General features: G+C 66.2%; 11 protein-coding genes. 5 read left to right on the top strand and 6 right to left on the bottom strand.

The genetic code is table 11. The features are described 5' to 3' along the window. Positions 1-289 precede the first annotated feature (289 nt). Together dnaN and AC1DRD_RS10810 are read right to left on the bottom strand one after the other, a co-directional pair. Positions 290-1,402: a DNA polymerase III subunit beta gene (gene dnaN / locus AC1DRD_RS10805; RefSeq protein ID WP_478041385.1), complete on the bottom strand. Its 1,113-nt coding sequence runs from the start codon at positions 1,400-1,402 to the stop codon at positions 290-292. Between the two features lie 163 nt (positions 1,403-1,565). Continuing rightward, complete coding sequence (locus AC1DRD_RS10810) at positions 1,566-2,240, bottom strand: outer membrane protein (protein ID WP_478041386.1); 675 nt, start codon at positions 2,238-2,240, stop codon at positions 1,566-1,568. A 152-nt stretch (positions 2,241-2,392) separates the two neighbouring features. On the opposite strand from AC1DRD_RS10810, the gene AC1DRD_RS10815 reads away from it, so the two are divergent. Both AC1DRD_RS10815 and AC1DRD_RS10820 read left to right on the top strand, forming a co-directional pair. After that, entirely contained in the window at positions 2,393-3,028 is a 636-nt protein-coding gene (locus tag AC1DRD_RS10815) for a histidine phosphatase family protein (protein WP_478041387.1), read from the top strand. After that, positions 3,025-3,507 carry a hypothetical protein gene (locus AC1DRD_RS10820; protein WP_478041388.1) on the top strand — a complete coding sequence of 161 codons (483 nt, stop codon included), beginning with the start codon at positions 3,025-3,027 and terminating at the stop codon, positions 3,505-3,507. Before AC1DRD_RS10815 ends, AC1DRD_RS10820 begins: the two co-directional genes overlap by 4 nt. A 173-nt stretch (positions 3,508-3,680) precedes the next feature. Here the strand turns inward: AC1DRD_RS10820 and AC1DRD_RS10825 are convergent, their stop codons facing one another. After that, positions 3,681-4,571 carry a LysR family transcriptional regulator gene (locus AC1DRD_RS10825; RefSeq protein ID WP_478041389.1) on the bottom strand — a complete coding sequence of 297 codons (891 nt, stop codon included), beginning with the start codon at positions 4,569-4,571 and terminating at the stop codon, positions 3,681-3,683. 91 nt (positions 4,572-4,662) lie between these two features. Here AC1DRD_RS10825 and AC1DRD_RS10830 point away from each other — a divergent pair, with 91 nt between their 5' ends. After that, complete coding sequence (locus AC1DRD_RS10830) at positions 4,663-5,589, top strand: NAD-dependent epimerase/dehydratase family protein (RefSeq protein WP_478033163.1); 927 nt, start codon at positions 4,663-4,665, stop codon at positions 5,587-5,589. Between the two features lie 228 nt (positions 5,590-5,817). After that, the gene (gene rlmN, locus AC1DRD_RS10835) at positions 5,818-7,002 is read left to right on the top strand and encodes a dual-specificity RNA methyltransferase RlmN (RefSeq protein WP_478033164.1); all 1,185 of its coding nucleotides are present in this window, start codon (positions 5,818-5,820) and stop codon (positions 7,000-7,002) included. 101 nt (positions 7,003-7,103) lie between these two features. Here rlmN and AC1DRD_RS10840 read toward each other — a convergent pair whose 3' ends face one another. Next, positions 7,104-7,766 carry an MBL fold metallo-hydrolase gene (locus AC1DRD_RS10840; protein WP_478033165.1) on the bottom strand — a complete coding sequence of 221 codons (663 nt, stop codon included), beginning with the start codon at positions 7,764-7,766 and terminating at the stop codon, positions 7,104-7,106. Between the two features lie 126 nt (positions 7,767-7,892). On the opposite strand from AC1DRD_RS10840, the gene pabB reads away from it, so the two are divergent. Further along, positions 7,893-9,659: an aminodeoxychorismate synthase component I gene (gene pabB / locus AC1DRD_RS10845; protein ID WP_478041549.1), complete on the top strand. Its 1,767-nt coding sequence runs from the start codon at positions 7,893-7,895 to the stop codon at positions 9,657-9,659. A gap of 3 nt (positions 9,660-9,662) precedes the next feature. Here pabB and AC1DRD_RS10850 read toward each other — a convergent pair whose 3' ends face one another. Then, positions 9,663-10,937 carry a spinster family MFS transporter gene (locus tag AC1DRD_RS10850; RefSeq protein ID WP_478033167.1) on the bottom strand — a complete coding sequence of 425 codons (1,275 nt, stop codon included), beginning with the start codon at positions 10,935-10,937 and terminating at the stop codon, positions 9,663-9,665. 70 nt (positions 10,938-11,007) lie between these two features. After that, complete coding sequence (locus AC1DRD_RS10855; RefSeq protein WP_478041390.1) at positions 11,008-13,380, bottom strand: TonB-dependent receptor; 2,373 nt, start codon at positions 13,378-13,380, stop codon at positions 11,008-11,010. Positions 13,381-13,415 lie beyond the last annotated feature (35 nt).

The following is a 13,415-nucleotide window of genomic DNA, read 5'->3' on the forward strand; positions in this document are numbered from 1 at the left end:
AGCGGCACGCGGAGTCAAGCCGGTGCCGATCCCCTTATGCGCCGCGTCGATGACAATATCGTTGATGCCCGAAAGGGCGCAACCGGGCCAGCCTCTCCCGCTTGCGGGAGAGGAGCGAGACTTATGAGCGAAGCGAATTAGTCGCAGCGGTGAGGGTCTTCTGTTAGCCCGTCGCTAGAAGAAGAAAGAAGGAAGAAGACCCTCACCCTCCCACCGCCTTCGGCGGCGGGCCCCTCCCTCTCCCGCAGGCGGGAGAGGGGTATTAGAACGCGCTTCTACCGCTCCCGCCTCACACCCGCATCGGCATGAGCACGTACAGCGCCGGCGACTTGTCGTTCTCGCGGATCAGGGTCGGCGCGCTGGCGTCGGCCACATGCACTTCGACCATGTCGCCCTCGATCTGGCCGAGGATGTCGAGCAGATAGCGGCTGTTGAAGCCGATATCGAAGCCCTGCGCCGCGTAATCGCCGGGGACTTCCTCGGCCGCCGTGCCGTTTTCCGGGCTGGTCACCGACAAGGTGATCTTGTCGCGGTCGAGCGTCATTTTGACCGCGCGCGTTTTTTCGGTGGCGATGGTCGAGACGCGATCGACGCCTTCCTCGAAGCTGCGCGGATCGATCCTGAGGATCTTGTCGTTGCCGGTCGGGATGACGCGCGAATAATCGGGGAAGGTGCCGTCGATCAGCTTCGAGGTCAGCAGGGCCTGGCCCATGTCGAAGCGAATCTTGGACGACGACAAGGACACGCCGACCGAGCCGTCGATCTCGTCGAGCAGCTTGCGCAGCTCCGCCACGCATTTGCGCGGGATGATGATGTCGGGCATGCCCTCGGCGCCGTCGGGGCGCGGCAGGGTGACGCGGGCGAGGCGGTGGCCGTCGGTGGCCGCCGCCTTGAGCACCGGCTGGCCGTCATCGGCGACATGCCAGAAAATACCGTTGAGGTAATAACGCGTCTCTTCGGTCGAGATGGCGAAGCGCGTCTTGTCGATGATCTGCTTGAGCGTCTCGGCCGGCAGCTCGAACTGCACCGGCAGTTCGCCTTCGGCGATCACCGGGAAGTCGTCGCGCGGCAAGGTGCCGAGCTGGAACCGCGCGCGCCCGGCGACGATCGTCATCTTGCCGTCGGCCGCGGCGAGCTGGACCTGGCTGCCCTCGGGCAATTTGCGCGCAATGTCGAACAAGGTGTGCGCCGACACGGTGGTCGCGCCCGGCGTGTCGACCGCCGCGGGCACGCTTTCGTTGATCTGCAGGTCGAGGTCGGTCGCCATCAGCTTGAGCGATCCCTCGGCCGTCGCCTCGATCAGCACGTTCGACAGAATCGGGATGGTGTTGCGGCGCTCGACCACCGACTGCACATGGCTCAGCCCCTTGAGGAGCGTTGCGCGTTCGATCGTCGCCTTCATGTCCTAACCCCCGGGCCGGTGCCCTGATTTTCCGACCCGCCAGACGTGAGAGAATCCGGGGGCAATTCGCCTACCGTCTTCCTTAACGTGAAAAAGGGCCGGAGCAAGCGCCCCGACCCTCCTTTCACACCCTGTTTTCCCCTGTTGTTGTGGATGAATCGCTTTAGAAGCGAACACCCACCCCGGCGACGACCTGATGCCGGTCGGTATCGACCGAGAAATTGTTGGTGTTGCCGCCATTGGGATATTCCAGCCGGGCATTGCCATAGTTGGAATAGCGATATTCGACCTTGGCGTAGGCCTTGCTGCCGAGCGATTGCTCGACACCGGCGCCCGCGCGCCAGCCGTCCAGGTTGAAATGCTGGCCGGTTTCGGTGGTGCCGTCCGACGCGACGAGATCGAGCCGCTGGTTGGTATAACCGCCCTTGGCATAAATCATCGTGCGCGGCGCGACGACATAGCCGACGCGCGCGCCGGCATAGAGATCGCGACCGGCCTTGACCCGTCCATAGCCCAGCGCCCCCGCTGCGGACGGATTGTTGGTCACCTTGCTGGTCGACCCGGTCACTTCGCCCTCGGCGCCGAACACCAGATTCCCGGAACGGATGTCGTAACCGACATCGCCGCCATAGGTCAGGCCGTCCGCCGAGTTGCTGTCGTCGATCGACGAATTGGGCACCTGGCCCGGCTGCATCCGGTCATAGCCCAGGATGATGCCGGCGCGCGGACCGCTGAACGTCGTGTCGCTATCCGGGTTGGGAGGGCCATCCTGCGCGAAGGCGGGAACGGCGACGGCAAGCGCCGCGAGGCTGGCGGTGGCAAGGATCAGCTTACGCATAAATAACTCCATTCACTCACATTCCCGCGGAGCACCGGGGGGTCGGTGGCGCGGGAAGGGGCAAATAGGTGGCGACGCCAGAGGTTGCATGAACCTCAGATAAACAAGGAATTCCGTTGCTTTCGCGCCACAGGGGGTTGAAAGCGCGGGGGATGATTACAAGGCGGGGACGCGACTTCATCGCGCGGCACGGCGAGACGGTGTTCAACGCGGCCGGGCGGTTGCAGGGCGACCATCCGCACACCCCGCTGACCCGCGCCGGATTCTGCCAGGCCGACGAAATGGGCGAAGCGCTCCGCCATTTTTTGGGCGACAAACCCGCGCTGACGCTATGGGCATCGCCGACCGGTCGCGCGCTGCAGACGCTGGCGGTGATCGCCGAGCATGTCGGGCTCGACTGGCATCACGCGCGAACCGATCCGCGGCTGACCGAGATCGGCATGGGCAGCTGGGGCGGGCGTTATTATCAGGACGTCATCGCCGAGGTTGGCGACGTGGTAGACCGCCCGAGCGGCCTGTTGATCAGCGCGCCCGATGGCGAACTCTATCCGCAGATCGCCGAGCGCGTGTCGGCCTGGCTGGCGGAGACCGACGACGATCCGGGCGACCGGCTGGTCATCATGCACGGCATATCGAGCCGGGTGATGCGCGGGGTGATGACCGGGCAGCCATGGGTCGACCGCTTCGGCGCGCCTGCCGCCGGCCATTTGCCGCAAGGATCGCTGGTGATGATCGAAGGCGGCGTCGAGACGATCGTCCATCTCGGCGGCGGCGGGGAAACGGTGTGAGGCGGCCGGTTCTTGCCATCGCGCTGATCGCAACAACGGTCGCGGCCGCCCCGGCAACAGCGCGCGACACGATCGGCGTGTGGAATCGCTGGGCCGCGTTCAGCGACCCGAGCCCGCGACGCTGCTTCGCGATCGCGCAGCCGGTCGATCCCGACCATCGCGCCGGCTTCGCCAGCATCGCCAACTGGCCCGGCCAGCATATCCGCAGCCAGCTCCATATCCGCCTCAGCCGCGGCCGCGCCGGCAATGCTCGCGTGACGCTGTCGATCGGCGAGCGCCGGTTCGATCTGGTCGCCGGCACCGACGACGCCTGGGCGCCCGATTCGCGCACCGACGCCGCGATCGTCGCCGCGATGCGCAGCGGGCGGTCGATGAGTGTGGAGGGGCTGGGGCGCGATGGGTCGGCGTTTGCCGATGTCTATGCGTTGTCGGGCGCCGCTACGGCGATCGATGCGGCGGCGCTGGCGTGTCGGGGGTAGGCATGGTCCCTCTCCCGTTGGGAGAGGGAGGGAGCCGCCATAGGCGGCGGAAGGGTGAGGGCAGCGCTATCCCTCCGCACCTGCCCTCACCTTCCCACTCGGCTATGCCGAGCGGGCCCCTTCCTCTCCCAATGGGAGAGGAGATTGCGCCGATCGCACTGCATCCCCTCGCCTCAGGCCTTTCCCGAGCCGAGATAATCCTGCAACCCCGCCACCAGCGCGTCGAACACCGCGCGCACCGGGGCGGACGTACGCAAATCCTCATGCATCACTACCCAGGTGTCGAGCGGATGGCTGAACGCGTCGGGCAGGATGCGGACCAAGGCCGGATCGCGCGCCGCCAGCGGCACCTGGCACACGCCGATCCCCAGCCCCGCGCGTAACGCCGCCATTTGCGCGAGGTCGCTGTCGGTCCGAAACGCGAAATCCTCGACCCGGATCGGGATGCCACCAGCGCGCATCGCGCGGGTCACGGCGTTGTCGTTCTCGACTCCGATCAGCCCGAACGCGATAACCTCCTCGAAAGTCGCGGGCGCCGGCCGCCCGGCGATCAGGTCGGCGCGGACGTGCAGCCCGACATGGATATCGCCGATCCGGCGCGCGACCAGCGCGCCTTGCGCCGGCCGTACCATCCTGACCGCGACATCGGCCTCGCGCCGCAACAAATCCTCGTTGCGATTGTTCGGGCTGAGCGCGACCACCAGCCGCGGATGGCGCCGGCGCAGATCGGCGAGGATCGGCGGCAATATCTCGACCGAGATCACTTCGCTCGCCGACACGCGGACCAATCCGGCGACCTCGCTCCCCTGCGTCGCGCCGCGGGCAAAGGCGGCGGCGGCGATTTCCATCGCCTCGGCATGCTGGCGCAGGCCAAGCGCGGCCTCGGTCGGCACCAGCCCGTCAGGCGCGCGGGTGAACAAGGCGACGCCGAGCCCCGCCTCTAGGTCCGCGATCCGGCGCCTCACCGTCGGCTGCGCCAGCGCCAGCCATCGTGCCGCGCCAGACAGACTGCCTTCGCGCAGCACCGCCAGGAAGGCGCGGTGACGTTCCCAATCGTCGCTCATCAAATTTGTATAGGCCGGTCGTCACATCGCGACAATTTTATTCAAGTGCCGACTGGCCGATATCCCCGTCATCAAATCGCGGAGACGGAAAATGGCGAAGACGGTTCTGGTATTGGGCGCGACCGGCGGGGTTGGCGGAGAGACGGCGCGGGCGCTGATCGCGCATGGCTGGGCGGTACGCGGACTGGCGCGCTCGCCGCGCGAGGGCGACGGCATCGACTGGCGGATCGGCGATGCGATGGATCGCGCGGCGGTGCTGGCGGCGGCGGAAGGCGTGGATGCGATCGTCCATGCCGTCAACCCGCCGGGCTATCGCGATTGGGAAAAGCTCGCCATGCCGATGCTCGACAACAGCATCGCGGCGGCGCGGGCGAACGATGCCCGGCTCGCGCTCCCCGGCACGATCTACAATTACGATCCGCGCACCTCGCCGGTGATCGCGCCCGACAGTCCGCAGCATCCGAACACCAGAAAGGGCGCGATCCGCGTCCAAATGGAGCGCGCGATTCAGCAATCGGGTGTGAAAGCGGTGATCCTGCGCGCCGGCGACTTTTTCGGGCCGCGCCCGGGCAATAGCTGGCTGAGCCAAGGCCTGGTCACGCCGGGCAAGCCGGTCGGCCGGGTGATGGTGCCGGGCAAGGCGGGGATCGGGCACGCCTGGGCCTATCTGCCCGATGTCGGCGAGACGTTCGCGCGGCTGCTCGACAAGAGCGACGCGTTGCCGCGGTTCGCCCGCTATCACTTCGCCGGCGTCTGGGATGACGACGGCACGCGCATCACCGGCGCGATCGCGCAGGCGGTGGGCCGGCCGGTCAAGACCTGGCGGATGCCTTGGGCATTGCTCCCGCTGATCGGGCTGTTCAATCCGACGATGAAGGAAATGGTCGAGATGCGCCCGTTCTGGGAACATCCGGTGCGGCTCGACAATGACGACCTGGTCGCCGCGATCGGGCCGGAGCAGCACACCCCGCTCGACGTCGCGATGGCGACCAGCCTCAAGGCGCTCGGCTGCAACTGACTTGATGGCGGTGACGAGACGTGGAGCCCTGCTTACGACTTCACCTGTCGACGCCGCATAACGCCCTAGGAGGCACCGACATTCAGGCGTGAGCGTAGCGGCCAGCACCAATCCTCCCCGTTTACGGGGAGGATTAGTCCACATGTCGGCACGGTGTAGTTGCCCACCTAGCAAATCGCGCCCTTTTCCCCTATGTGCGGCGCCATGCAGACAGAGTCGGCCGCCCTCATGCCCATTCCGGGGCACATCGATCCCGTGCCCGTGCCTCGCCAGACGGTGGCGCGCGAGGATGGGCGTGTCGACCTGGTCGGCCTGTCCAAGGCCGAGTTGCGCGAGGCGTTGCTCGCCGCGGGCATGGACGCCAAGCAGGCGAAATTGCGCGCCAAGCAGATCTGGCACTGGATCTACAATCGCGGCGCGACCGACTTCGCCGCGATGACCGACATCGCCAAGGCGCAGCATCCCTGGCTGGTCGAGCGCTTCGTCGTCGGCCGGCCCGAAGTGATCGAGGCGCAGGTGTCGACCGACGGCACGCGCAAATGGCTGCTGCGCGGGCCCGACGGCCAGGATTACGAGATGGTGTTCATCCCCGACGCCGATCGCGGGACCCTGTGCGTGTCGAGCCAGGTCGGCTGCACGCTCAATTGCCGCTTCTGCCACACCGGCACGATGCGGCTGGTGCGCAACCTGACGGCGCAGGAAATCGTCGGCCAGGTCATGCTGGCGCGCGACGCGCTCGGCGAATGGCCGTCGCAGCCCGAGGGACGCATGCTCACCAACATCGTGATGATGGGGATGGGCGAGCCGCTCTACAATTTCGACAATGTCCGCGACGCGTTGCATGTCGTGATGGACGGCGATGGGCTCGCGCTCAGCAAGCGCCGCATCACGCTGTCGACCTCTGGCGTGGTGCCGATGATGGCGCGTGCGGGTGCCGAGATCGGGGTCAACCTTGCCGTCTCGCTCCACGCTGTCACCAAGGAAATCCGCGACGAGATCGTCCCGATCAACCGCAAATACGGGATCGAGGAGTTGCTCCAGGCGTGCGCCGATTATCCCGGCGCCAACAATGCGCGACGCATCACGTTCGAATATGTGATGCTCAAGGACAAGAACGACAGCGACGAGGAAGCGCACGAGCTGGTCCGGCTGATCCGCAAGTACAAATTGCCGGCCAAGGTCAATCTGATCCCGTTCAATCCCTGGCCCGGCGCGCCCTACGACACGTCGACGCCCGAGCGCGTGCGCCGGTTCAGCGACATCATCTTCGAGGCCGGTATCTCGGCGCCGGTCCGCACGCCGCGCGGCCGCGACATCGATGCGGCCTGCGGCCAGCTCAAGACCGCGTCGGAGAAGAAGAGCCGGGCGGAACTAGACCGCCTCGCCGAGGAAAAGCTCGCCGCGCTGGGCTGAGAGTCTGTTTGGAAATGCGCCGCGGGCGCATTTCGCGGCACCGGCTTAAAACTCGCTCTACCGCGAGTTTTCAAACGGTCTCTGACCCTCGGGGAAGAACGTCAGGCGATCACCGAATCAGCGACGAACGGGTTCGACTGGCGTTCCTGGCCGAACGTGCTTGGGTCGCCATGGCCGGGCAGGAAGAAGGTGTCGTCGCCCATTGGCCACAGCCGCGTGACGATCGAGTTGATCAATTCCTGGTGATTGCCGCGCGGAAAATCGGTGCGGCCGATCGATCCGCGGAACAGCACGTCGCCGACGATCGCCAGTTTCGATTCGGCATTGTGGAACACGACATGGCCGGGCGTGTGCCCGGGCGTGTGGTGGACCGCGAACTCGACCTCGCCAACGGTGACCGTGTCGCCCTGGTCGAGCCAGCGCGACGGCACGAACGAGCGGCCGGGCACGCCGTAGCGCAACCCATCCTCGTCGAGCTTTTCGAGCAGGAACATGTCCTCGGGATGCGGGCCCTCGATCTGGACGCCGAGATCCTCGGCGAGCTGCGCCGCGCCACCGCAATGATCGAAATGGCCATGCGTCACCAGGATCTTCTCGATCGTGACGTCGTGCTTTTCCATCTGCGACTTGAGCAAGGGCAAGTCACCGCCGGGATCGACGAATGCGCCGCGCATCGTCCTGGTGCACCATAACAAGGTGCAATTCTGCTGGAGCGGCGTGACGGGGATGATCGCCGCGCGAAGCGGCTGCGCGGTGCTGGCCATTGCGGTGACCTAAGGTCTGTATTCGCGACGGGCAATGCCCTGTCGCAAGCGGATCGCGACGGCGCGTGACGCCGTCGCGGCAAAGCTTGGGGTTGCCGAAGCCCCTTGCCCGGTTGCATCAGCGGCATAGTGATCCGCCGCGACCGCCCTTTCGTTCTGCTCGATGACGCCCGCGCGAGCGGTGCCGCTCCCGCGCGGCTCTATCGCGCGCCGGTCGAGATCATCGAGGCGCGCGACATCGCCGCGGTCAAACCCGCGCTCGAGCGGCTGCGCGCGGCGCGGCATCGCGGGCTCCATGCCGCCGGGTTCCTGGCCTATGAAGCGGCAAGCGCGTTCGAACCGGTGGTCGGCGCGCTGCCGCAGGCCGGGACGCCCTTATTATGGTTCGGCCTGTTCGAGCGGTTCGACGAGATCGCGACCGGCGACGTCGCATCCTGGCTGCCCGACCCCGCCGCCGCCTGGCTCGGCACGCCGGTGCCCGATATCGACCGCGATACTTATGCCGATCGCTTCGCCGAGGTGCATGCGCTGATCGAGGCGGGCGATCTCTATCAGGCCAATCTGAGCTTTCGCGCGCGCGTGCCGATCGCCGGCGATCCGCTCGCCGCTTATGCGCGGCTGCGGGGCAGCGCGCGCGCCGGCTATGGTGCGGTGGTCTGGACCGGGCACGATTGGTTGCTGTCGCTGTCGCCCGAATTGTTCTTCGCGCTCGACGGCGGCCGGCTGACCACGCGGCCGATGAAGGGCACCGCGCGGCGCGGCGAAACGCCCGAGGAGGACCGCGCGTTCGCGGCGGAACTGCGCGGCGATGCCAAGCAGCGCGCCGAGAATCTGATGATCGTCGACCTGCTGCGGAACGATCTGTCGCGCGTCGCCGAACCGGCCAGCGTCGCGGTGCCCGAATTGTTCGCGGTCGAAACCTATCCGACCATCCACACGATGACCTCGACCGTCACCGCGACGCTGGCGCCCGACCAGGATGCGATCGATGTGCTGGCGGCGTTGTTCCCGTGCGGATCGATCACCGGCGCGCCCAAGATCCGCGCGATCGAGGCGCTGGCCGGGATCGAGATGGGCAGCGCGCCGCGAGGGCCCTATACCGGCGCGATCGGTCGGTTCGATGCGGCCGGCGGGGCGATGTTCAATGTGGCGATACGGACCTTGGTAATCGAGAATGGGGCGGACCATGCGCTGCTGGGCGCGGGCGGCGGCATCGTCGCCGATTCGCGGATGGGCGAGGAATGGGACGAGGCGCAGGCCAAGACCGCGTTCGTCGGCGCCGGCGCCCGCCGCTTCGACCTGATCGAGACGATGGCGTTCGATCCGATCGAGGGGATCGCCTTGCTCGAACGCCATCTCGCACGGATGAAGGCGAGCGCGACCGCCTTCGGTTACGCGTTCGATCGTCATGCCGCGCGCAACGAACTCCAGGCGGCGACTTTCCGGCTGCGCGGGGCGTCCCGCATCCGCTTGCTATTGGCGCCGTCGGGCGCAGTCGCGATCGAGGTCGCGCCGATCCCGGCGATGCCCGAGACGCCAGTCGCGGTGACGATCGCGCCGCTGCCGGTCGCGCCCGACGATTTCCGCCTGCGCCACAAGACCAGCGACCGCGCCTTTTATGACGACGCGCGTCAGGGGTTCGAGACGGTGTTCGAGGTCGACGGCCAGCTGACCGAAGGCAGCTTCACCAATCTGTTCGTCGAGCGCGACGGCGTGCTGCTGACCCCGCCGCTCAGTGCCGGACTGCTTCCCGGCATATTGCGCGCCGAGCTGATCGAGAGCGGCCGCGCCGTCGAAGCGACGCTGACGCGTGCCGATCTCACTCACGGTTTCTTCGTCGGCAACGCCCTGCGCGGGCTGATCCCGGCGACGTTGGGCCAGAGCGTGATGTAAAGATCAGTCCGTCGCCTCGACCCAGCCGCGCTTGAGCGGCTTGATCGCGAGGAACGCGAGCAAGGCGGCGACGAGGTACAAGCTGACCCCGATGATCGCGGCGTAGCGTAGCGAATCGGCACCGTAGCTCGCCTTCAGCGCATCCGACAGCGTGCCCATCAATAGCGGCCCGAGACCAAGGCCGAGCAGATTGTTGACCAGCAGGAAGCTGCCCGACGCGCTCGCGCGCATTCGCGACGGCGCCAGATGCTGGGCAGCGGTGACGATCGGACCGAGCCACAGCGTGTTGAGCGCGTTGGGGATCAAGAGCAGGAACCAGGCGAACATCGGATAGGGCGTGAACAGCCCGAGCATGAAAGTCGGCGCGGTGATCAGCCAGGCGATGGCGGGCAAGCGCGCATACCAGGCGCGGTCGACCGTGCCGAGCCGGTCGGCGAACACGCCACCGAGAAAAATGCCGGTGGTCCCGCCGATCAGCAGCAGCGAGCCCATGAACTGGCCGACCTTGATCAGGTCGTGATTGGAGGTCCAGCCGTAATGGACCGCGATGATCTTGGGCACCCACAAAGCCAGGCCATAGCCCGCCATCGAGCTGCACCCGGCACCGATCGACAACAGCCAATAAGCCGGCTTGCGGGCAAGGATCGGGATCACCGCCAATACCGGCACCGCATCGGCTTCGGCGACTGGGGCCGGCCGCGGGCGATCGCGGACAAGCCACAGGAAGACCGGCGCGACCAGGATACCGGCGACGCCGACGGTAATGAACGCGGTCTGCCAGTCGACCAACGCGGCGATATAGGCGCCGAGCAGCACCCCAGAACCGAGCCCGATCGGAATGCCCATCGAATAGATAGCGAGCGCGCGGGCGCGGCGCTCGACCGGGAAGTAATCGGCGATCAGCGCATAGGATGGCGCGACCCCGCCCGCTTCGCCGACCCCGACGCCAAGGCGGGAGAGGAAGAGCGACCAGAAACCGGTCGCGGTGCCGCACAAGGCGGTGAACCCGCTCCACACCACCAAAGATCCGGCGATCACCCGGGTCTTGCCGACGCGATCGGCGAGCAAGGCGAGCGGCACACCAAGGACGGAATAGAGGATCGCGAAAGCGGTCCCGCCGATCGCGCCGAACTGGGCATCGCTCAACTGGAGGCTGGCCTGGATCGGCTTGGCCAGGATGCCGAGGATCTGCCGGTCGAGGAAGTTGAACGTATAGACGACCAGCAGCATCGTCAGCACCAACGCCGGATAGCCCGGCCGCTCGGCCCTGTTCGTCATCGCGCCCCTCCTATTATGAAACGAGCCGGGCACGCTGGCGCACCCGGCTCATCCCCCTTTTACCCTGCCATCAGAATTTGAGCGAGAAGGTTCCGAACACCTGGCGCGGATTGCCGTAGAAAGCGGTGGCGATGCCTTCCTTGCCGAGCGTCGGGGTGACGCCACCGGTCGGGGTGTAGAGAATCTGCCCGGTTGCCGCATTCGCCGCCAGATACTGATAGCCGCTGGTCTTGTAGCGGACATCGGTGATGTTCTTGGCGTGCACGCCGAACGAATATTGCCGCTTCGACCCGAAGCTGTAGGTCAGGTTGGCGTCCCACAACGTGTAGCCGGGCTGGTCGAGGAACGGGCTCGCCACCTCGAACTGATGCGTCAGGCTGCGATACGACACCGTGGTCGAGGCGTTGAGATCGCCGCTGGCCACCGGCACCGTCCCGCTGAGCGTTCCCGACACCGTCCATTTGGGCGTGTTCTGGAACTGGCGATATTGCGACACCTCGGCACCGGTCGGGCCGATATAATGTTTGTACTGCGGGTCGATATAGCCAAGCGTGCCGCTGAGCGTGATGTTCGACCGCGGGCCAGCGAAATCGCGCGCCAGAATGGCATTGGTCTCGAGTTCGACGCCCTTGATCTTGGCCTTCGCCGCGTTGGTCGTGATGCCGCAGAAGCTAGCCACACCGCCGATCGTGCAGGCCACCGAACCCGGGATCTGGACGTTGGTATAGTCGGAATAGAAGCCGTCGAGTGCCCAGGTCAGCCGCTTGTCGAACGCCGACCCCTTCCAGCCGATTTCGTAGCTCTTGACCGATTCGGGATCGAACGAGAGGTAGTTATAGATGTCCTGATAGGTCCGGCCGGCCGCCGGATTGCTGATCGGCGCCGAGGTGCCCGAGCCGCGCGGATCGAACCCGCCGCCCTTGAAGCCTTCCGAATAGGACACGTAGAACATGTGATCGGCGCTGGGCTTGAACGAGAGGCTGGCACGCGGCGTGAAGCGCTTGAAGTTCGCCTCTCCGCGGAAGTTGGTCGACGCACCGAGGTTGAGCGTCGGATTGCCACCGAACTCGCTGGTCGCGCCATAAAGCGGCCCGCCGAGGAAGTTCGCCTTGTAGACGAACGACTGGCGTTGATCCCAGGTATAGCGCCCACCGAGCGACAGGCTCAGCTGCGGGGTGAAGTCAAAGGTGAAGTCGCCATAGATGGACGAGGTCTCGGTCCGCACGTCGCCGGCGGTATAGGCATCGAGATTGGCCAGCGTGGTGTTGAGCAGCACGTCGAACGCGGTCGAGGCCTTGGCGCCGAGATAATAGAAGCCGACGATGCCGTTGACCTTGCTGCTCGACCATTGGAACTGGAATTCCTGGCTGGTCTGTTCGTTGCGATAGACCGCGGGCACGTCGACATCGACCGACGGCGTCGAATCGAAGTCGATCGGGGTGAAGCTGCGGTCCTTGCGCCAGGCGCTGATCGACTTGAAGGTCAGATTGTCGGTCAGCTTGGCGGTCGCGGTCATCGACAGGCCGCCGGCCTGGATATCCTGTTTGGGGAAATTGAGCCCGGCATTGGTGTCATAGACATTGTCGAGCACCGGCGACCCGGTCAGCTTGCCGGCGAACAGGCGATGGCCGTTGCGCGGCGCCGATTTGTCGTGAGTGTAATCGCCGGTGATGCGGACGAGCAGGCGGCTGTCGGGCGTTTCGAACTCGATCGTGCCGCGGCCCGCCCAGATGTTCTTGTTGTAATTGTCGATGCCGAGATTGCGGTTGCGGCCGAACCCGTCGCGAGTCAGCCGCGCGCCCGACACGCCGACCCGGAGCATCGACCCGATCGGCGCCGACAGGCTGACGATCCCGTCGGCCTGGTTGTACGAGCCATAGGTACCGCGCGCGGCGACTTCGAAATGATCGGGCAGCCGGCGCGTGACATATTTGATCGCGCCGCCGATCGTGTTGCGACCATAAAGCGTGCCCTGCGGCCCACGCAGCACCTCGATCCGCTCGACGTCATAGATGTCGAGCACCGCGGCTTGCGGACGGTTGAGATAGACGTCGTCGAGATAGATGCCGACACCCGCCTCGAAGCCCGGAACCGGATCCTGCTGGCCGACGCCGCGGATGAAGGCGGCGAGCGTCGAATTGGTGCCGCGCGCGTCCTTGATCGTCGTGTTCGGCGTGGTGTTCTGGATGTCGGTCAGGTCGACCGCGCCCATCTTGTCGAGCTTGTCGGCGGTGAACGCGGTCACCGCGATCGGCACATTGAGCAGGGTTTCCGAGCGGCGCCGCGCTGTGACGACGATATCGGCCGGTGCGTCGGCGTTCGCCTGGACATCGTCCGCGACCGGCTGCGCCGCCGGTGTGTCCTGCGCGAAGGCCGGGCTGACAAATAAGGCGGCGGCGGCGACCCCGATATAGAGCGCGCGTGCGTGACGGTGACGGATCATCCCTTCAAACCCTCCCAATGGTCTATCGTCCGTAC

The organism is Sphingomonas sp. P4_G2, assembly GCF_056401155.1.

Bases quoted from the DNA above. Each gene is read 5' to 3' on its own strand.
- AC1DRD_RS10855 (WP_478041390.1), bottom strand. From the start codon at position 13,380: ATGATCCGTCACCGTCACGCACGCGCGCTCTATATCGGGGTCGCCGCC.
- AC1DRD_RS10810 (WP_478041386.1), bottom strand. From the start codon at position 2,240: ATGCGTAAGCTGATCCTTGCCACCGCCAGCCTCGCGGCGCTTGCCGTC.
- rlmN (WP_478033164.1), top strand. From the start codon at position 5,818: ATGCCCATTCCGGGGCACATCGATCCCGTGCCCGTGCCTCGCCAGACG.
- AC1DRD_RS10850 (WP_478033167.1), bottom strand. From the start codon at position 10,937: ATGACGAACAGGGCCGAGCGGCCGGGCTATCCGGCGTTGGTGCTGACG.
- dnaN (WP_478041385.1), bottom strand. From the start codon at position 1,402: ATGAAGGCGACGATCGAACGCGCAACGCTCCTCAAGGGGCTGAGCCAT.
- AC1DRD_RS10825 (WP_478041389.1), bottom strand. From the start codon at position 4,571: ATGAGCGACGATTGGGAACGTCACCGCGCCTTCCTGGCGGTGCTGCGC.
- AC1DRD_RS10815 (WP_478041387.1), top strand. From the start codon at position 2,393: ATGATTACAAGGCGGGGACGCGACTTCATCGCGCGGCACGGCGAGACG.
- AC1DRD_RS10840 (WP_478033165.1), bottom strand. From the start codon at position 7,766: ATGGCCAGCACCGCGCAGCCGCTTCGCGCGGCGATCATCCCCGTCACG.
- AC1DRD_RS10830 (WP_478033163.1), top strand. From the start codon at position 4,663: ATGGCGAAGACGGTTCTGGTATTGGGCGCGACCGGCGGGGTTGGCGGA.